Here is a 16,390-nt window from a genome sequence, read left to right on the forward strand (position 1 = left end):
CACCTATCTCGTCAACGTAGTATTGGTCTGTCGGCCGCCGGCTTGCCACAGATCGACGGTTGCAGGTGCCGATAGAAGTCCCAGCTCCGCTGCGCATCGGTAATAGTACTCCAGTCCAATCCGCTGAACGTCACCGAAATCGTGCTGTAATCCTTGGAAATAGTGGATCCATTGCTCTTTCTCTCCACCGAAATGTGTGTGAACGTAGTCAATCAATGGGGCTGTATTCGCTCTTGTCTTCCTTTTGCTCTCTAAAAAAGCGGCATGGACGTCCGCGATCAAATCATAATGATCGGCAATAACCGCTCGACGAAGAGCCCAAATGGCAAAGGTCATGGAATACCCCGTAAATTGATGCCACAGCTCTCCCAAGTCATAGACATGCAGGTCTTTAGCCGTGCGCTCAGCCGCAATGGCGTCATCCCCGATCAAGAGCGCTGCATCAGCGTCCTCCAACATTTCTTGCAAAATGGGTTCCTGTGTAACGTAGGAAATCTCATAATCGTAAAACTTATGGAGAATGATTTTTAAGAGGTTCACTGTGGTAGCCGATGTGTTGGTCAAGGCTATTTTGGCACCGTTTACTTGTTCAATCGGCTTTTTGCTGAACAAGAAAAGGGAGCCTACCCTTCCTTTGGCACTGACAGACAGGTCTGCCAATGCCACGTATTCGGAGGCATGCTCTGCATAACTAAACGAAGAAATCGGTCCCAAGTCAATCGCGCCATTCGCCATTGCAGTGTTTAACTGGGCAGGAACTTGGCGGATGAATTCGATTCGGTCTTCGAATTTCGCCTGATCAAAATAGAAGTAAACCGGCAATACATTGGTATACAAAATTTGTCCAACACGCAAAGACTTTTGCATGCGTTTATTCCCCCCAACGCCGGAACAGCGAATGTGGTACATCAATTGCATCCAAAGTTTTCCCTACCACAAAATTGATCAGATCATCCATGGTTTGCGGTTTCTGATAGTAGCCTGGCATAGCAGGCAGAATCTTGACTCCCAGACGGCTTAATTTGAGCATGTTCTCGAGCTGAATCGCATTGAGCGGCGTCTCTCTCGGAACAATGACCAAGCGCCGACCTTCCTTGATCATGACATCAGCAACGCGCTCCAGCAAATTCCCTGATGCGCCATGTGCGATGCCAGAAACAGTCCCCATCGAGCACGGTACAACGATCATACCGTCACAGCGATAGGAACCACTGGCTGCGGGACAATTGAAATCTCGCAGTCCCCAATAATGTAGCTCACCCGAAAAGTCTAGTTGCAGCTTCTCCTGCAACAGAGCCTCTCTGTCATCCGTGTGCCAATCCAGTTCATCACGAAATACTTGCCAGCCGGCTTCTGTAATCATCAAGTGAACGATATGTCCAGCACGTAAAAGCTCCTGGACGACTCGAACACCATAGATAGCACCACTTGCACCCGTTATCCCGACAGCCCACTTTTGCTTGTTCATGCAATCACCAAATCAATCATCGTAAAGGTAAACATCACGACACTCAAGATTCCGTTCATATTGAAGAATGCCATATCCAGCTTGGACAGGTCTGTTGGCTTCACCAGCGTGTGTTCATAGATTAAAATTGCACCAGAAATGAGCACACCTACCAGGAACCAAATAGACAAGTCTGCGACTACATACAATGACATCAGACCAACGAAAGTAAGAACGTGGCATATGCGGGCAACCAGAAGTGCATTGGCAATTCCGAAGCGGCTCGGCATGGAATAAAGTCCTTCTTTTCGGTCAAAATCGGCGTCCTGGCACGCATAAATGATATCAAATCCTGCTGTCCAGAACATAACGGATGCAAACAATAGAAGGCCGATGCCATCTACTTGACCCGTTGTCGCTACCCAGCCACCCAACGGACCAAACCCGATGGCAACCCCGAGAACAAAGTGGCAAAGCCAAGTAAAGCGTTTCGTATAGGAATAAAGCACAAGAACAAACACAGCGAGCGGCAACAATTTCACAGCCAAATCATTTAACTGGTATGCAGCAATAAATAACACCGCGAAGGACACCACGATAAACAAAATGACTTCCACAATCGAAATGAGGCCAGCAGGAATCGCTCGTGTGACTGTCCGAGGATTTTTCGCATCAATCACCCGGTCGATGACACGGTTTAAGGACATCGCTGCACTGCGAGCGCCCACCATAGCTACCGTCACCCAAAAAATTTCCGACCAGGTAGGCCATGCATTCTCTACCACAATACTTCCCAAAACAGCTCCCATAAAAGCAAAAGGCAAGGCAAAAAGGGAGTGCTCAAATTTAATCATTTCCAAGATGATTTTTAATTTACGTAGACCCATCTATGACACTTCCTATCTAGTGAAGAAATACCGGTTTACTCCCCATATACGCGTTTGGCGCCATCGTATTCGTCAACTTATGGCTTTGTGCCCATATGCAAAGCGGATACGCCGCCCATAAACAATTTGACCTGAACCGGGTCCAAGCCTGCTTTCTGAAACATGCTTGCCAGCTCGCGACTGTCCGGAAAATTGGTCAGGGATTGTGGCAGCCATGCATACTCTTCGTACTTGTTGACTGTCAGCTTCGCGATAAATGGCAAGATTTTGTAGAAGTATAAGTAAAATAGCTTCCGGTACGGAATGAATGGGGGCTTGGACACTTCCAGAGAAACGACTTTACCGCCCGGTTTCACAACACGTGCCATTTCATTCAAAACCTGCTGAACATCGGGTACATTGCGCAAGGCAAAACCGATTGTCACAAAGTCGAATGTATTATCCTCGTAAGGCAGATTCATTGCATCTGCGTTCACTAACTTTACGTTGTTGCCAACACCTGCGTTCGCCACTTTATATGCCCCTACATCCAGCATATTTTGGCTGAAATCAAGACCAACAACACTGCCTTCTTTACCGACTGCCTTGGCCAATGCAATGGTCCAGTCTGCTGTACCACAAGCAACATCCAACGCCGTATGCCCTGGCTGGATATTCATCTGCTTCATCGTGTAATTACGCCAAGCAATATGACTGCCAAAGCTGATTACATTATTCATTTTATCGTAATCGTTTGCAATGCTCTCGAAAACGGAGTGAACGTACTCTGCTTTCTCATTCATCTGTGTCTGGTTCACTTGGCTACATCTCCTCAATTACCTTCTTCAAGCGACTGATCCGATGGGAGTACCGTGCCGTAATGGATGCAAGCATGTTTCGCGTCTCTGCCGGATGCAGCGTACGCACCATTTGCTCACACAATCCGATTAATTCGATAGCTTTCCCCTCAACGCCAGACAAAACTTGCGCGAGTGTAGCCCCGGGTTTTTGCAACAAAAAACGGGCAAAACCAAAAGGGACTTGTTCTTGCCATTTGAGCTGCTCCCATTCTCCGATTACACTCTCTACTTTGGCTGTCTCCTTCATCAGATCGCTCCAGAAACGACGGCGATCAGCGGAATCGGCATACTCCTCTACAACAGCCACGTATAAGCCCGTATCAATCGTATTTCGCAGTTCCCAGTACTCTTCATCTGATAAAATCTTGCTATCTCGCCCAGCGATGTAGAGTCTCATTTTCGCTTCGTTCACTCGTTGAATGGCTGCCGACAACACTTGAATGGCTTGGATTTCACCTGCTGAAGCCAGAAGGTGATAATAGCGACTGCTGTAATAATCACCCGCAAGTACGGTCAACTGTCGGTTTCGCTCCGCGCTCTGCGAGGAGTCGTACTCATTTTTCACGAGCTCATGCGTGTCCAGTCCCAATTGGACAAGTCCTGTTGCTGTACATAAAACCGAAGCCTTTTCCTTCGGCATACCTTGTTCCAGCAAAAAAAGGTACAACAGCTCTAGACGATTTTCCGCCATGGAAGGAACGTCAACATAATGTTCTACATAGGAATGGGTGATTCTCTTGTAGATTTGTTCGATAATGGACCGAACCTCTTCTACATTCGGGGAAAGTTCTTTGCTCATGCGTCCTCCTCCACAAGCTGCACAACCTATAGATGTCTGCCTGTTCCGTACTGTTCCTTACTCTTCGGTCTTCCTCTGCCGTCCGGTCAAAAGGCCGTCTCTACTATCATACCATACTTCTTCCATCAGGGACTAATTCGCTCATAAAAATACGACTCGATTCGAATGGGAAATGTACTGCTTACAAAGGACTGGATATCTGAGGGATCGGTCAATGGTTTGTCATGTCCTACGAGATTTCCGGTTGTCGATTGTATGGCAATCAATAATCTTGATTCTTTTGGTGGATCCGTTTCCTCCAACAAGCGATAGTACACGGGCCCGACATTGTCTGCATAGGTACGCAAGTCGTATGTCAAACGGTAAAAATCTTGATAGACGGTGTTTAACTCTACTTTTTCGGCTGGTTTCACCGCAAAATCGACATAGATCGATGGGTTTTCCCATTTTATACGCTTAATATTATAATGTGTCGACATCCTTGTAAACAAATCAAGGGCATTTTGCTCGCTTAAGTGAATGGCACGTGCCGACTGAAATGTCGGTATATCCGCTTGCATCCACTGATTTGTGGGAACGAGCGACAGCATCAGAGCCAAGAAAGTGGAAACAGCAATCGCCATCAGCAATTGGCGCGGCATAGACATCCCTCCTCTCCTCCATTGTACAAACAAAAAAAGCAGGCTATGCCTGCTTCTTAGTAAAACGACTTGTTCTTTAATCGGTCGTATCCACGACGCCATGCTGCGAGTAAATCACTGCTTTCCCTCGCACCTTAATCGCAGAGGTGTGCTCCGTAAATTGAAAAATCATGACTTCGCCTTTATCGAGCTTCTCTGTATGATGAAAGCGCGTATCAGAGCCTCTTGTTAACCCGATCACATGAACGCCATTTTCCTTCGCTTTGACTACGAAATAATCCTGATTGAATCCCGATGGTTGTGCCAATGTGTTTCCTCCTGACCAATACGGTATGCGCGTACGTCTAGTATGATGCCCCTTCTGACTCCAGTCGGCTCATGATCTTGTCTACATAGCGCTGTGTCTCTTGCGGCAATTGGTCAAACTTCGCTTCAAGCTCGTCATCACTGCTGATTCCCAGACGACTCATCCGACCTGGACCAGCATTGTAAGCGGCAAGTGCTACTTTTACATCTCCATCATAACGATCCAAAAGCGACTTCAAATATTTTGTTCCACCTTCAAGGTTTTCATCAGGGTCGTATACATTGCGGACTTGCATGGCTTTTGCCGTATTGTCCATCAGTTGCATCAAGCCCTTCGCCCCTGCGTGAGATTCTACATTCGGATTGAAATTGGATTCGGCCCTGACGACCTCTCGCACCAGATCAGCGTCCACTCCGATCGCTTTCGCTGTCTCATCAATCTTGCCCAAGATTTCCGGTGTAGGAATAGATGGCCCTTTTGCAAAAGACAGGGACTGCTCATTTTGAATACGGGTAGGGATCTTCCAGTTCCTGGAACCGTCTAGCTTGGCCAAAATCTCCTGCGAACTGATAACCCGCTGGCCGTTTGTTTCTAACTGGGACTGCAGGATGTCCGAGAAGAGCCCCTCGTCTCCATACGAAAGCGAAGAGGCGTCATAGGTTTGCGGCAATGTTTGCAAATATGGTTGAAGTGATACAGGCACCTTCATAGCTTTGAACAACCCTTCCCTAGCATGTCTACCTATCATTATAAAAAAGAAAGATCAGGAAGCCAATAGCAAAATGGCACTACTTGGGAGAGTAGGCATTTTACATTAAAAAAGAAGCCTTTGCTCAAGGCTTCTAATCGTTATATGCAGATGGTCGGAATGCAGGGATTCGAACCCTGGACCTCACCCACCCCAAGGGTGCGCGCTACCGGGCTGCGCCACATCCCGACTGTACATCCGTACTATACAATATTTTACCTATAGAGTCAATATAATTTCCTTATTCTTGCATTTTTATCAGCGAATCAAGCTAAATACTTCTGCACGGGCAGCCGCATCTTTCTCAAACATCCCACGAACAGCAGAAGTGATTGTTTTCGAGCCTGGCTTTTTCACACCACGCATCGTCATGCACATGTGCTCTGCTTCTACAACCACCACCACGCCATGTGGATCGAGCTTGCGCATAATCGCGTCAGCTACTGTTGCGGTAATTCGTTCTTGCAACTGGGGACGTTTTGCTACGGTATCAACCGCACGCGCCAGCTTACTCAGTCCTACTACACGGCCTCCACGCGGTACATAAGCGACATGCGCTTTTCCGAAGAAGGGAACCAAGTGATGCTCACACATGGAGTAAAACGGAATGTCCTTCACTAGAACCATTTCCTCATGATCTTCACTAAAGACAGTCTCGAAATACTGCTCTTCGTCTATATGCATGCCCTCAAATACTTCAGCGTACATTTTCGCAACTCGCTTAGGTGTATCCAGCACTCCTTCACGATTAGGATCATCGCCTACTGCCTCTAGGATCATGCGAACAGCTTGCTGTATTTTATCTAAGTCGACGTTCATCATTGTACCTCCTACGTAACGGCATATGCCTTGTTTCTCATCACTAAGGTCTGCCTGCTCGCAATCAAAGCCAATCTTACCATATCGTTTAAAAAAAGACAAAAAGATATACCAGAATTTCCATAGGCAAACTGTATATACACAGAAAAAAACCCACATTTTAGCAATGTGGATTTTTTTATGTAAGTGCTTCGTTCTCAAAAGAAACAACTACTTGATGGAGTCTTTGAGTTGTTTACCTGGTTTAAACGCAGGTACTTTGCTGGAAGCGATTTCGATCTCTTCACCAGTTTGTGGGTTACGACCTTTACGAGCCGCACGTTCACGAACTTCGAAGTTACCAAAGCCGATCAGTTGGACTTTATCACCAGTTTTCAATGCATCTGCAATTGCGTCAAGAACTGCATCAACTGCTTTTGTTGCATCTTTCTTGGTGAGTTCTGTGGTTTCAGCCACTTTTGCAATCAGTTCTGTTTTGTTCATTTTATTCACCTCCCCTCAAAGAACACCAAGTCCTAGCTATTATTTTTCTTAACCGAAACGAAGCGTTTTATACACGAATGGTTGTTTTTACCGATCTGACAAGCTTATAGTAATACACCGATTTCTTAAATTCAAGCCCCTCCTGTCGAAATTGAACGAAATACAAGAAAAAAAGGCATCTCGTCATGTCAGATGCCTTCCCTATATTTGTTGTTTATAGGACTTCAGAACTATTTATTAGAGTATGATCGCTATCAGGCCACCCGATCCCTCGTTGATGATTCGACCCAAAGTCTCCTGTAATTTGTATCTGGCGTTGTCTGGCATCATGGTAATTTTTGCCTGAATACCCTCTCTTACGATGGAATGGAGCGAGCGTCCAAAAATATCGGAGTTCCAGATGGAAAGCGGATCTTTGTCAAAATCTTGCATCAGATAACGGACAAGCTCCTCACTCTGCTTCTCTGTTCCGATAATCGGGGCGAATTCAGACTCGACATCCACCCGAATCATGTGAATAGACGGTGCTGTTGCTTTGAGCCTGACTCCAAAGCGCGGTCCCTGGCGGATTAGTTCAGGTTCGTCCAAGGTCATTTCATGCAACGACGGGGCTGCTATACCGTAGCCCGTACTTCGGACCATGTGCAATGCTTCCGCTACCTGATCAAACTCGCGCTTGGCGTGTGCGAATTCCTGCATGATTTTCAGCAAGTGATCCTTGCCATTTATCTCTACACCGACAATTTCCATCAAGATGCGGTCATACAGTTCATCTGGCGCGTAGAGATCAATCTCTGCAATCCCTTGCCCCATGTGCATACCAGCAAGGGAGGCTTTCTCTACAAAGTCATAGTCATTGAAGAAGCCAACGACACGGTCCACATCGCGTAACCGGCGGATGTCCTGCACGGTCTCTCGTACAGCTTCCTCGTAGTTCTGACGCAGCCAGTGCCCGTTTTCCAGCACCATTACCCAGCTCGGCAGATTTACATTTACTTCATGAACGGGGAATTCAAACAGGACCTCTCTCATGAGGAGCAAGATTTCCTGCTCTGTCATATGATCAACCGACAAGGCAACGACTGGTACATCGTATTTTTCCTGGAGCTGCACACGCAGGTTTTGTGCTTCGTCGGAGCGCGGACGCGTCGAGTTTACAACGATCACGAACGGTTTTCCGACTTCCTTCAGCTCGTTTACAACCCGCTCCTCTGCATCGATGTATCCTACACGCGGGATTTCCGCGATGCTGCCATCCGTTGTCACAACGATCCCGATGGTTGAGTGTTCCTGGATAACCTTGCGTGTCCCGACTTCGGCCGCTTCCTCAAATGGTACAGGCTCTTCATACCAAGGTGTATTTACCATTCTTGGGCCATTGTCGTCTTCAAAGCCCTTTGCCCCTTGCACCGTATAGCCAACGCAGTCAACGAGGCGGACATTGATGCTGAGTCCTTCTGTCACATGTACGTTTACGGCCTGATTCGGAACAAATTTGGGTTCGGTTGTCATGATTGTTCGTCCTGAAGCGCTCTGCGGCAACTCGTCTGTCGCTCGTATCCGCTCCGCTTCAGAGTTGATATTCGGAATGACAACTTGCTCCATAAACCGCTTGATAAAGGTCGACTTTCCCGTACGAACAGGGCCTACCACTCCGAGGTAGATGTCTCCGCCCGTCCGTTCGGCAATGTCTTTAAAGATGTCGACTCGTTCCACCATCGATGACCTCCTTCTATTTGTCTATTTTTACACTATGACCGATTTTCCGAATTATCCCTGACCGCCAGTATTTTCGTAGGGAATCTCGTACTAGTTTTGTGGACAGTACAAATATATGTATTTTTGCGTTAACTAGAACAAAAAAAACGACCCTGCGCAGAGTCGTTTTTCGTGAAGTTAATTTAGTTTGAGAAGCTTCGGTTCACCATCGACCATTTCATAGGGAAACGATTTCGCGGGTACGAACATGGAATTGCGTGCCAGCACGTATCTCGGGTCTGTTTTTTCTGGCACGGTTACTTTTGTATCCCGAAGCAATTGCGCGATATCCGAAGCATAATCAATCCCGACTTGTCCTTCAGCGTTCATGACCAGTGGTAATAAGTAAGTCCCCATCGTGGACGGCACCTGCCACGCTTTTAACCCGAGCCGCTCATGATCGATGGAATAGTATCCATTCCCCAGGTCAGCGAGAACAGGCAGCTTTTCGAAATGTCCCTTGTAACGGTCTACCTCGCTCTGTACATCCGCTACTGTACTGACAGCAGTCAAATGAATGAGCTTCACTGTCGGCTTTGTATCTACGTCAATCAGGACGTACTTGTATACGCCGCCTTTTTCAAATGCGTTCCCAGGTACATCCGGCATGTATTTAGGTATCATCTTGCGGAAATCAATCTCGTATTTCTCAAAAATAGGAGTATCGAGGGATTTCGTTACGATTGGCAACACTGCTGTGTCTTTTTGGAATTGCTCAATCGCTTTTTGTGTTGCTTCTACAAAAAAGGTACTAGGAATTTGATTTTCTGCTCTGCGCTCATCCGGGTACAAGCATCCGGATAAAAGGGAAGACAGAATCGTCAAACTGATCACAAGCTTGAACGATTTTCGCCACGATTGCCACATCTTATGTATACACCTCTTACATTCCATCTTCATTTTCTTTGCGTTGTCGCTCGAGTGCAGCCGCTACGACTGATTTCAGCTTGCTTTCTGGAATCCTGACCGTACAATCCTTTTCCGTCGTTTTTGCCTGACAGGCCAAACGAATCCCATTGGCGAGATCCTTTTCAGGCAGCTTGCGCTTTTCCAGCACCGTTGGCGGGCACAGCAGGCCATTCTCAACGACTACGCGGCACATCAGACAAGATGCGTGCCCACCGCATCTCTGCGGGATTACGACACGAGCTGACGAAGCTACACCGACCAAGGTTTGCCCTGTGCGTGTCTTCACACTCTTCTTGCTCGGGAGAAAGGTTACTTTCCCCATATTGTCACTTCCTTTACTAGTACGGCCGATGAGCTACCTTGACTGCTCCTTCTGAAACAATCTTCGTCTGGCAGCCTAATCTGTAGCCTTCTGCGCGTTCAGCCTTGCGCAATCGCAGTTTTTCTTCTGGTGTCACTTCGTTTAAGTACGCTGCCCCTTCTACAACAAGTGTACGGCATTGTGCACATACACCTCTTTGGCATGCATGGCCCCACACGACGTTGTTCTTTTTCGCAAGAGCAACAATGGATTGATCCATCTCGATCGAGACTTCATGACTGCCTGCACGAGTAAGTAGTGTGATCGTTGACATCAATAATCCTCCCTAGACAAAAATCACAATCAAAATCATGACAAGCACGACGAGTAATAGTAAGAATGCGAAGGTCTTCACAAGGAACCGCAAAAACCCATTGGATATTTTTCTGGCAAAGATCATAACTAAATTGCAGACGAACATGAGTCCAATAGCGATTAAGGAAATGTTCATCTTTGTCATAGGATCAATATACATCGGGACTGCAGCATCCTTTGCATTTTTTGCTTTATTATACCATAAATCCCCCTCTTCGTCTGACGCTTGCGAACCTAATACTAGACATTCGCATAGACTATCGTGATGAATGCGCCCATTGGAGGGATGAAACGTTGAGTAATAAAGTAAATAATCGAAAATGGCGGAATCCATATGCACCTATACCCAGCAAAAAATTAAGCGACCAAGTCGAAAATGTCTCCCTTTCCATTTCACCGAAAAGAATCCTGCCCGCGGTTGATTTGCGTACCTCTGTTACGAAAATGCGCCATAACATCAAAGGAATCGGCAGCACGATTCGGCAGGTAGAGGACACGATGGATTCGTTGTACGGGGCGATGGAGATGATTGAGAACCTCGGAAAACGCACACCCGAGCCTGAGGTCGTTGCCGAAAAGCCTGCTGCTGCTGGTAAACGCAAAGCTGCTCCAGAGCCACAAAAGGTAGCTGAAACACCACCGCAGGAATCAGGTCTAGGTAGTCTTTTGGCCAATATAGATATCGGGCAATTACTCGGTCTCCTGCAATCCCCTTTGGTCCAAAACCTGATTACCCAGGTAAGCAGCAACTCCAAGGAACGAAAAAAAGAGGGATGAGATCCCTCTTTTTTTCTTGCAATCTGTAGGTCAGCCATGTCCCTGTAGAGCCATGATTGTTCCTAGTCTTACTGTATGACGGTTTTTGTTGCAGGTAACGGGCATAATCGCCCATTTCTCTTATTTGAGCAGCTTGGTCAAGGTGGACATGTCACCTAGATTGATTTCCTGATTGCGAAACATTTCAATGACCTTATCCTCTTTTTCAGGGGTTAATTGCTTGCCGCTAAGGGTAGCAAGTGTGCGAATGATTTGACGTAGCTTGGTCTCGTCTTCAAAATCACTGCGCTTGACCTGACCCGCTAGTGAACGAAGCTTTTCTTCATCGACATTTTCCGTTGCTTTCCCTTGCAAGCGCTCAAAAAGTCGTTTGGACATATTATTCATGTGAACTCTCCTCCTGCACATGGGCTTTCACCCTATCGTATGTGCAGAAGCCTAAATCGGTGATACTTCATTCATGACTTATTCCGCATCGGGATTGAGGTACGCCATTTCAAAGGTTTTTCCGCGCCCCATCAGTTCTTCCACGCCTTGACGAGCTTCTTTTCCTTCAAACAGCATGCCATACAGAACAGAAGTGATTGGCATTTCAACCTGCTCGCGTTGCGATAAGGAAAACGCTGCATTTGTCGTGCGAACACCTTCGACGACCATCCCCATCTGTGCCAGTACGTCATCGAGTTTTTTTCCTTGTCCGAGCATATAGCCTGCACGCCAGTTTCGGCTGTGTTTACTCGTACATGTGGCAATCAAATCGCCAACACCAGCCAGACCTGAAAACGTAAGCGGCTTAGCACCGAGCTTGATGCCCAGACGGCTAATTTCCGCCAATCCACGGGTCAACAGGGCTGCCTTGGCGTTGTCTCCATACCCTAAGCCATCAGACATCCCTGCTCCAAGTGCAATGATGTTCTTTAACGCTCCAGCGATCTCAGCGCCAATCAAATCCGGGTTAGTATACACACGAAAATTCGTATTCATCAGCAAATCTTGAGAGCGCAGCATGCTTTCTTCCGAATCAGACGCCATTACCACTGTCGTTGGTTGCCTTTTGACTACTTCCTCTGCATGGCTTGGTCCTGACAACACAGCCAATCTGGACGCAATCTCTTTCGGCACTTCTTCCGCAATGACTTCTGACATTCGCTTCAGACTTTCCAGTTCAAAGCCTTTTGTCGCATGAATCAAAAGGACATCCGGTTCTAAGTACGGAGCTACTTGCTGACAGATTTGGCGCATGGCATGGGAAGGAACAACGAGAAGAACGATTCGCTTGCCTATTACAGCCTCTTGAATGTTGGTCGTTGCCACTATGTTTGCTGAAAGCGTTTCTCCCGGCAGGTACTTTTCATTCACATGCTTGCTGTTTATTTCTTCTGCCAGCTTGGTATCCCGTACCCAAAGCGTAACCTGATGCCCGTTGTCCGCCAAAACTGTAGCAAGTGCCGTTCCCCAGCTTCCAGCACCAATCACCGTAACATTTTGAATCAATACGTCCCCCTCCACTTTTCTCATGTCCGTTCGTACATTATCCCAGCTTTCGGTTGGACTTATCTCCTAGTTTCCGTTCGTTTCCTGAAAGAAGATTGCGGATATTATTATAATGACGAATGTATGCAAAGATTGCGATCGCCAAGCTCGCCCAAATAAAGGAAACAGGTTTGTCCAACAAGTAAAGGCTAAATGGAATAACCGTTACGATAACCAATGATCCTAATGAAACAAAGCGAGTGATCGCAATGACTATGATAGCCAACACGGCAGCGATCAAAAATGCCAAGGGAGAAAACCCTAACACGACACCTAGTGTAGTCGCAATGCCTTTCCCTCCGCGGAATCCAAAAAAGATCGGCCAATTGTGACCGGCGATAACAAACAAGCCTGCCACTGCATACGCTGCCGGGTCCCCTGTCATCAGGTGAGTCAGTCCCATCGCAGCTATTCCTTTTAGTGCATCAAGAAGGAGAACGGCAATGCCGGGGCCTTTTCCTAACACCCTTAGGGTATTGGTTGCACCGGCATTTCCGCTGCCATGAGAACGTATGTCAATTCCTGCGACTTTTTTGGCGATAAGATAGCTAAAGCTAATTGAACCGATTAAATAGCTAAGCACCCAGGATAATAACACCATGGCGTTTTTCTCTCCCTACGTTTTTTTCCGTGTCCAGATTCTAACTGGTGTGCCTTCAAACACAAAAGCTTCACGGATCTTGTTCTCTATGTAACGTTCATAGGAGAAGTGCATTAGTTCTGGATCGTTCACAAACAGAATGAACGTCGGTGGTTTCACTGTTGCTTGTGTCGCATAGTTGATCTTCAAGCGTTTGCCGCGATCAGATGGTGGAGGCGTGCGGATCGTCGCATCTGTTACCAAATCATTAAGAACCGCGGTAGGAATGCGCATCGCATGTGCTTGAGCTACTTCATTGACCTTCGGTAGAATCGTATGGACACGTTGCTTCGATTTTGCTGACACATACATGATCGGAGCGTAATCCAGGTATTTAAATTCTTCGCGAATCAATTCTGTAAAGCGTTGCATCGTTTTGTCGTCTTTTTCAATCGCATCCCATTTGTTCACGATAATAATGACACCACGGCCAGCCTCATGTGCGTAACCCGCGATCTTCTTGTCCTGCTCAATAATGCCCTCTTCCCCGTTAATGACAACAAGCACGACATCGGAATCTTCAATGGAACGCATCGCACGCATCACACTGTATTTTTCCGTTGTTTCATACACTTTACCACGCTTGCGCATACCTGCCGTATCTACGAGAATGTAGCTTTGGTCATCACGCTCGAATGGCGTATCGATCGCATCACGGGTCGTGCCGGCAACATCACTGACAATGACTCGCTCTTCACCGAGAATCGCATTCGTCAAAGAAGACTTCCCGACGTTTGGACGGCCGATGATGGATACACGAATAACATCGTCTCTTTTTTCTTCGTCATCCTGTGCTGGGAAATGCTGAACCACTTCTTCCAGCATATCGCCCAAGCCAAGACCGTGGCTACCCGAGACAGGGAATGGCTCGCCCAAGCCCAAGGAATAAAAATCGTAAATATCCGCACGCATTTCCGGATTATCCGCTTTGTTCACCGCGAGTACGACAGGTTTTCCTGTCCGATTCAGCATCCGTGACAGTTCAACGTCCGCATCTGTCACCCCTGTACGGCTATCTGCAATCATAATGATGACATCTGCTTCGTCAATCGCAAGCTCTGCCTGGTAACGCATCTGTGTAAGAATCTCGTCGGTCTCGCCAAACTCAATTCCACCGGTATCAATCACATGGAAAGTATGAGTTAACCATTCACCTTTCCCGTACAGGCGGTCACGGGTTACTCCCGGCATATCCTCCACGATCGCGACTCGTTCGCCAATCAATCTGTTAAAAATCGTGGACTTCCCCACGTTGGGTCTCCCCACAATGGCTACCACTGGTAATCCCATAATCAACAACACTCTCTCTCATTTTACGTTTTGACTAGCTAATCATACCATACACTACTTATGCCGAACAATGATAAGGGTATCGTCACTCACTTCATGCACCATCGCGTCCAGTATCTTTTCGAGCGTAAAAGCTGTTTGCTGCATCTTCTCCGTAGTAGACTCGATAAAAATCGGGACACCACCCGCTATCCTGTCTTTGTTCGTCGTAATCACCGCCAAGATTAATCCTCTCATGACCTACAGCTCCTTTTTCACGATTCTAGTCTTCGTTGGCATACGGAAGACGCTTTCGAGAATCGGGACTGCACGAATGACTGACGTTGCTCGTTCCAGATCTTTTTCTTGCGGCAATAAAAATACACCCAGTCTCCCTGACTGTATATCACGTTTTACCAATGGTGTTAGCGATGGCTCTCCCGTATCTGTATATACCCCGAGCTGCGTCGCGACATCGTGCAATATCGCTTGTCGCTGTCCTGGATGGGCAATCGTGACCTTGGCATTGGCATCCCTCGGTGTCAGAATAAAACCCACACCTTGCTCACGTATGATCTCTTGGGCATCTGCCAACCCGACGTTCATGATGTAAATGTCGTTCACATACAAGTCTCTTCCTTCTACTCTCACTTCCCCCGGCTCAATCTCTGCAATCAGCGACAGTGTTTTTCCAGATCGCAGCTTGCGAGAAATCAACAAGGCGATGACACCTGCAATGACACCCCCCCACCAATGAAAAAGAATGGTAGCCGTCGTTGTCACCAACGAGGTAAACATGACCATGTAATTGCGTCCTTCAAACACCATTGCAATTCCTTCGATGTAGGGACCACCACGGGGTACCAGCTCCTTCTTATCGATCTCCGTGAGCGTAGTTCGTTCCATGTTCCTAACATCGCGGAATTGCTGCGCAGCCACCGTCAAAAATGTGACTGCCGTGTAATTCTCTTTGAGCAGAGCGGGAATCGCTAACGCTCCGAGTGCGGACGCGATCACCCCAAGTGAAACGTGAATAATTTTTCCGTGGGGGTACGTTGGATATTGACGATAATCTGTTCGCAAAAGATGAATCCGACACATAATGCCGAATACGAAGCCCATAACTAACGGAAAAACATATTCATATGCTAGCAATTCCTTCAACACTCTAGCGTCACCTGCCCGTATCGGAATGAGAAGACTCTGTTTCTGTTCTACCGAGGATACGACGAATCGCAGACCAGACTATGCTGACGAGAGCCCATAGTGATATACCACTCCACAGCAAATCTTGCGCATACTCCGATCCCCAATGACAGGAACCCGACAATTTCCAAAAATATAGCGAATGTATCGCATCTGCAAGTGGCAAGGCGAGCGTGAGCTGAAACAGTTGTCCCAGATTCGTTCTGCTCATCAAAAAAATCGTACAGACTCCAACAGCGGGTACGATGATCCGCTCATCCCAAAACAGCAAGATCGGATCGGTAAAAAACAGCCAGCGCAGCCAAAATAGCAAAAGGGCCGTTGCCAGCGCACTCAGCAAGTACAATCTACGTATTTTGGTCATGAGCTTGGTGTAAAGGACAATGCTTGCGATCAGTGGCAATATCGTTCCACTTAGACTAACTTGAATGGGGGCAAAATAGATTTCCCAGTTAACAAACGTACAAATTAAAAATGCGCTGATCACTGCGAGCACTCGTCTGCGTTCCATTTTCATGTTTCGCAGCTGCAAGTCAAAGCTTCCCATCCAGACAAGACAAAGCAAAGACCACTGGATGAGGATCGCAACGGTTCCCTCGTTCATGTTCATCTCCTCAAAATGATGGTTGTCTCCCCCAAAAGTATGCCTCAA

23 protein-coding genes and 1 tRNA gene are annotated in these 16,390 nt (G+C 47.1%); 1 reads left to right on the forward strand and 23 read right to left on the reverse strand.

Annotated elements, in window-relative coordinates:
- Positions 1-3 precede the first annotated feature (3 nt).
- From ASG16_RS25075 to ASG16_RS31685, 16 genes are all read right to left on the reverse strand, one after another.
- Complete coding sequence (locus ASG16_RS25075) at positions 4-867, reverse strand: menaquinone biosynthesis protein (RefSeq protein WP_048032637.1); 864 nt, start codon at positions 865-867, stop codon at positions 4-6.
- 4 nt (positions 868-871) lie between these two features.
- Complete coding sequence (locus ASG16_RS25080; protein WP_007716550.1) at positions 872-1,468, reverse strand: UbiX family flavin prenyltransferase; 597 nt, start codon at positions 1,466-1,468, stop codon at positions 872-874.
- Entirely contained in the window at positions 1,465-2,334 is an 870-nt protein-coding gene (locus ASG16_RS25085) for a UbiA-like polyprenyltransferase (protein WP_056492783.1), read from the reverse strand. The genes ASG16_RS25080 and ASG16_RS25085 overlap by 4 nt, the downstream gene beginning before the upstream one ends.
- A 77-nt stretch (positions 2,335-2,411) precedes the next feature.
- Positions 2,412-3,131, reverse strand: a complete 720-nt coding sequence (locus tag ASG16_RS25090) for a demethylmenaquinone methyltransferase (RefSeq protein ID WP_048032635.1) — start codon at positions 3,129-3,131, stop codon at positions 2,412-2,414.
- 4 nt (positions 3,132-3,135) lie between these two features.
- Positions 3,136-3,972 (reverse strand): heptaprenyl diphosphate synthase component 1, encoded by an 837-nt coding sequence (locus ASG16_RS25095; protein WP_017248112.1) that lies wholly within the window; start codon positions 3,970-3,972, stop codon positions 3,136-3,138.
- A gap of 125 nt (positions 3,973-4,097) precedes the next feature.
- Complete coding sequence (locus tag ASG16_RS25100; RefSeq protein ID WP_056492780.1) at positions 4,098-4,613, reverse strand: hypothetical protein; 516 nt, start codon at positions 4,611-4,613, stop codon at positions 4,098-4,100.
- A gap of 76 nt (positions 4,614-4,689) precedes the next feature.
- Complete coding sequence (mtrB, locus tag ASG16_RS25105) at positions 4,690-4,920, reverse strand: trp RNA-binding attenuation protein MtrB (RefSeq protein WP_056492776.1); 231 nt, start codon at positions 4,918-4,920, stop codon at positions 4,690-4,692.
- 37 nt (positions 4,921-4,957) lie between these two features.
- A complete protein-coding gene (locus ASG16_RS25110) occupies positions 4,958-5,668 on the reverse strand; it encodes a lytic transglycosylase domain-containing protein (RefSeq protein WP_056492773.1) in 711 nt (236 codons plus the stop codon).
- A 112-nt stretch (positions 5,669-5,780) separates the two neighbouring features.
- A tRNA-Pro gene (locus ASG16_RS25115) sits at positions 5,781-5,857 on the reverse strand.
- A 69-nt stretch (positions 5,858-5,926) separates the two neighbouring features.
- Complete coding sequence (gene folE / locus ASG16_RS25120; protein WP_173629482.1) at positions 5,927-6,490, reverse strand: GTP cyclohydrolase I FolE; 564 nt, start codon at positions 6,488-6,490, stop codon at positions 5,927-5,929.
- 207 nt (positions 6,491-6,697) lie between these two features.
- Entirely contained in the window at positions 6,698-6,970 is a 273-nt protein-coding gene (gene hbs, locus ASG16_RS25125) for a non-specific DNA-binding protein Hbs (RefSeq protein ID WP_005831316.1), read from the reverse strand.
- 237 nt (positions 6,971-7,207) lie between these two features.
- Positions 7,208-8,686 carry a stage IV sporulation protein A gene (gene spoIVA, locus ASG16_RS25130; protein WP_039960052.1) on the reverse strand — a complete coding sequence of 493 codons (1,479 nt, stop codon included), beginning with the start codon at positions 8,684-8,686 and terminating at the stop codon, positions 7,208-7,210.
- A 180-nt stretch (positions 8,687-8,866) separates the two neighbouring features.
- Complete coding sequence (locus ASG16_RS25135; RefSeq protein ID WP_056492770.1) at positions 8,867-9,595, reverse strand: YphF family lipoprotein; 729 nt, start codon at positions 9,593-9,595, stop codon at positions 8,867-8,869.
- Between the two features lie 16 nt (positions 9,596-9,611).
- Positions 9,612-9,959: a 2Fe-2S iron-sulfur cluster-binding protein gene (locus tag ASG16_RS25140; RefSeq protein WP_056492767.1), complete on the reverse strand. Its 348-nt coding sequence runs from the start codon at positions 9,957-9,959 to the stop codon at positions 9,612-9,614.
- Between the two features lie 16 nt (positions 9,960-9,975).
- On the reverse strand, positions 9,976-10,272 hold the full coding sequence (locus ASG16_RS25145) for a 2Fe-2S iron-sulfur cluster-binding protein (RefSeq protein WP_048032630.1): 297 nt from the start codon (positions 10,270-10,272) through the stop codon (positions 9,976-9,978).
- 12 nt (positions 10,273-10,284) lie between these two features.
- Complete coding sequence (locus ASG16_RS31685; RefSeq protein WP_370444415.1) at positions 10,285-10,647, reverse strand: DUF2768 domain-containing protein; 363 nt, start codon at positions 10,645-10,647, stop codon at positions 10,285-10,287.
- Here ASG16_RS31685 and ASG16_RS25155 point away from each other — a divergent pair.
- Positions 10,608-11,090: a hypothetical protein gene (locus tag ASG16_RS25155; protein WP_056492764.1), complete on the forward strand. Its 483-nt coding sequence runs from the start codon at positions 10,608-10,610 to the stop codon at positions 11,088-11,090. The two genes, ASG16_RS31685 and ASG16_RS25155, sit on opposite strands and share 40 nt — an antisense overlap.
- Before the next feature lie 120 nt (positions 11,091-11,210).
- On the opposite strand, the gene ASG16_RS25160 is transcribed toward ASG16_RS25155, so the two are convergent.
- The 7 genes from ASG16_RS25160 to ASG16_RS25190 all read right to left on the reverse strand — a co-directional run bounded on the left by ASG16_RS25160 (position 11,211) and on the right by ASG16_RS25190 (position 16,342).
- Positions 11,211-11,477 (reverse strand): stage VI sporulation protein F, encoded by a 267-nt coding sequence (locus tag ASG16_RS25160; RefSeq protein ID WP_007716506.1) that lies wholly within the window; start codon positions 11,475-11,477, stop codon positions 11,211-11,213.
- Between the two features lie 78 nt (positions 11,478-11,555).
- Complete coding sequence (locus ASG16_RS25165; RefSeq protein WP_056492761.1) at positions 11,556-12,608, reverse strand: NAD(P)H-dependent glycerol-3-phosphate dehydrogenase; 1,053 nt, start codon at positions 12,606-12,608, stop codon at positions 11,556-11,558.
- Positions 12,609-12,621: 13 nt separating this feature from the next.
- Positions 12,622-13,224, reverse strand: a complete 603-nt coding sequence (gene plsY, locus ASG16_RS25170) for a glycerol-3-phosphate 1-O-acyltransferase PlsY (RefSeq protein ID WP_048032627.1) — start codon at positions 13,222-13,224, stop codon at positions 12,622-12,624.
- Between the two features lie 15 nt (positions 13,225-13,239).
- On the reverse strand, positions 13,240-14,553 hold the full coding sequence (gene der, locus ASG16_RS25175) for a ribosome biogenesis GTPase Der (protein WP_056492758.1): 1,314 nt from the start codon (positions 14,551-14,553) through the stop codon (positions 13,240-13,242).
- Positions 14,554-14,607: 54 nt separating this feature from the next.
- Complete coding sequence (locus ASG16_RS25180; RefSeq protein WP_056492755.1) at positions 14,608-14,790, reverse strand: capping complex subunit for YIEGIA; 183 nt, start codon at positions 14,788-14,790, stop codon at positions 14,608-14,610.
- A 3-nt stretch (positions 14,791-14,793) separates the two neighbouring features.
- Entirely contained in the window at positions 14,794-15,699 is a 906-nt protein-coding gene (locus ASG16_RS25185) for a YIEGIA family protein (protein WP_056492752.1), read from the reverse strand.
- Between the two features lie 7 nt (positions 15,700-15,706).
- Positions 15,707-16,342 carry a YphA family membrane protein gene (locus ASG16_RS25190; RefSeq protein WP_056492749.1) on the reverse strand — a complete coding sequence of 212 codons (636 nt, stop codon included), beginning with the start codon at positions 16,340-16,342 and terminating at the stop codon, positions 15,707-15,709.
- Positions 16,343-16,390 lie beyond the last annotated feature (48 nt).

Source organism: Brevibacillus sp. Leaf182 (genome assembly GCF_001423865.2).
In the GTDB taxonomy this organism is placed as follows: Bacteria; Bacillota; Bacilli; order Brevibacillales; family Brevibacillaceae; genus Brevibacillus; species Brevibacillus brevis_C.

Bases quoted from the DNA above. Each gene is read 5' to 3' on its own strand.
- ASG16_RS25075 (WP_048032637.1), bottom strand. From the start codon at position 867: ATGCAAAAGTCTTTGCGTGTTGGACAAATTTTGTATACCAATGTATTG.
- ASG16_RS25080 (WP_007716550.1), bottom strand. From the start codon at position 1,468: ATGAACAAGCAAAAGTGGGCTGTCGGGATAACGGGTGCAAGTGGTGCT.
- ASG16_RS25085 (WP_056492783.1), bottom strand. From the start codon at position 2,334: ATGGGTCTACGTAAATTAAAAATCATCTTGGAAATGATTAAATTTGAG.
- ASG16_RS25095 (WP_017248112.1), bottom strand. From the start codon at position 3,972: ATGAGCAAAGAACTTTCCCCGAATGTAGAAGAGGTTCGGTCCATTATC.
- ASG16_RS25100 (WP_056492780.1), bottom strand. From the start codon at position 4,613: ATGCCGCGCCAATTGCTGATGGCGATTGCTGTTTCCACTTTCTTGGCT.
- ASG16_RS25110 (WP_056492773.1), bottom strand. From the start codon at position 5,668: ATGATAGGTAGACATGCTAGGGAAGGGTTGTTCAAAGCTATGAAGGTG.
- folE (WP_173629482.1), bottom strand. From the start codon at position 6,490: ATGATGAACGTCGACTTAGATAAAATACAGCAAGCTGTTCGCATGATC.
- hbs (WP_005831316.1), bottom strand. From the start codon at position 6,970: ATGAACAAAACAGAACTGATTGCAAAAGTGGCTGAAACCACAGAACTC.
- ASG16_RS25135 (WP_056492770.1), bottom strand. From the start codon at position 9,595: ATGTGGCAATCGTGGCGAAAATCGTTCAAGCTTGTGATCAGTTTGACG.
- ASG16_RS25140 (WP_056492767.1), bottom strand. From the start codon at position 9,959: ATGGGGAAAGTAACCTTTCTCCCGAGCAAGAAGAGTGTGAAGACACGC.
- ASG16_RS25145 (WP_048032630.1), bottom strand. From the start codon at position 10,272: ATGTCAACGATCACACTACTTACTCGTGCAGGCAGTCATGAAGTCTCG.
- ASG16_RS31685 (WP_370444415.1), bottom strand. From the start codon at position 10,647: ATGGATTCCGCCATTTTCGATTATTTACTTTATTACTCAACGTTTCAT.
- ASG16_RS25160 (WP_007716506.1), bottom strand. From the start codon at position 11,477: ATGAATAATATGTCCAAACGACTTTTTGAGCGCTTGCAAGGGAAAGCA.
- ASG16_RS25165 (WP_056492761.1), bottom strand. From the start codon at position 12,608: ATGAGAAAAGTGGAGGGGGACGTATTGATTCAAAATGTTACGGTGATT.
- plsY (WP_048032627.1), bottom strand. From the start codon at position 13,224: ATGGTGTTATTATCCTGGGTGCTTAGCTATTTAATCGGTTCAATTAGC.
- der (WP_056492758.1), bottom strand. From the start codon at position 14,553: ATGGGATTACCAGTGGTAGCCATTGTGGGGAGACCCAACGTGGGGAAG.
- ASG16_RS25180 (WP_056492755.1), bottom strand. From the start codon at position 14,790: ATGAGAGGATTAATCTTGGCGGTGATTACGACGAACAAAGACAGGATA.
- ASG16_RS25190 (WP_056492749.1), bottom strand. From the start codon at position 16,342: ATGAACGAGGGAACCGTTGCGATCCTCATCCAGTGGTCTTTGCTTTGT.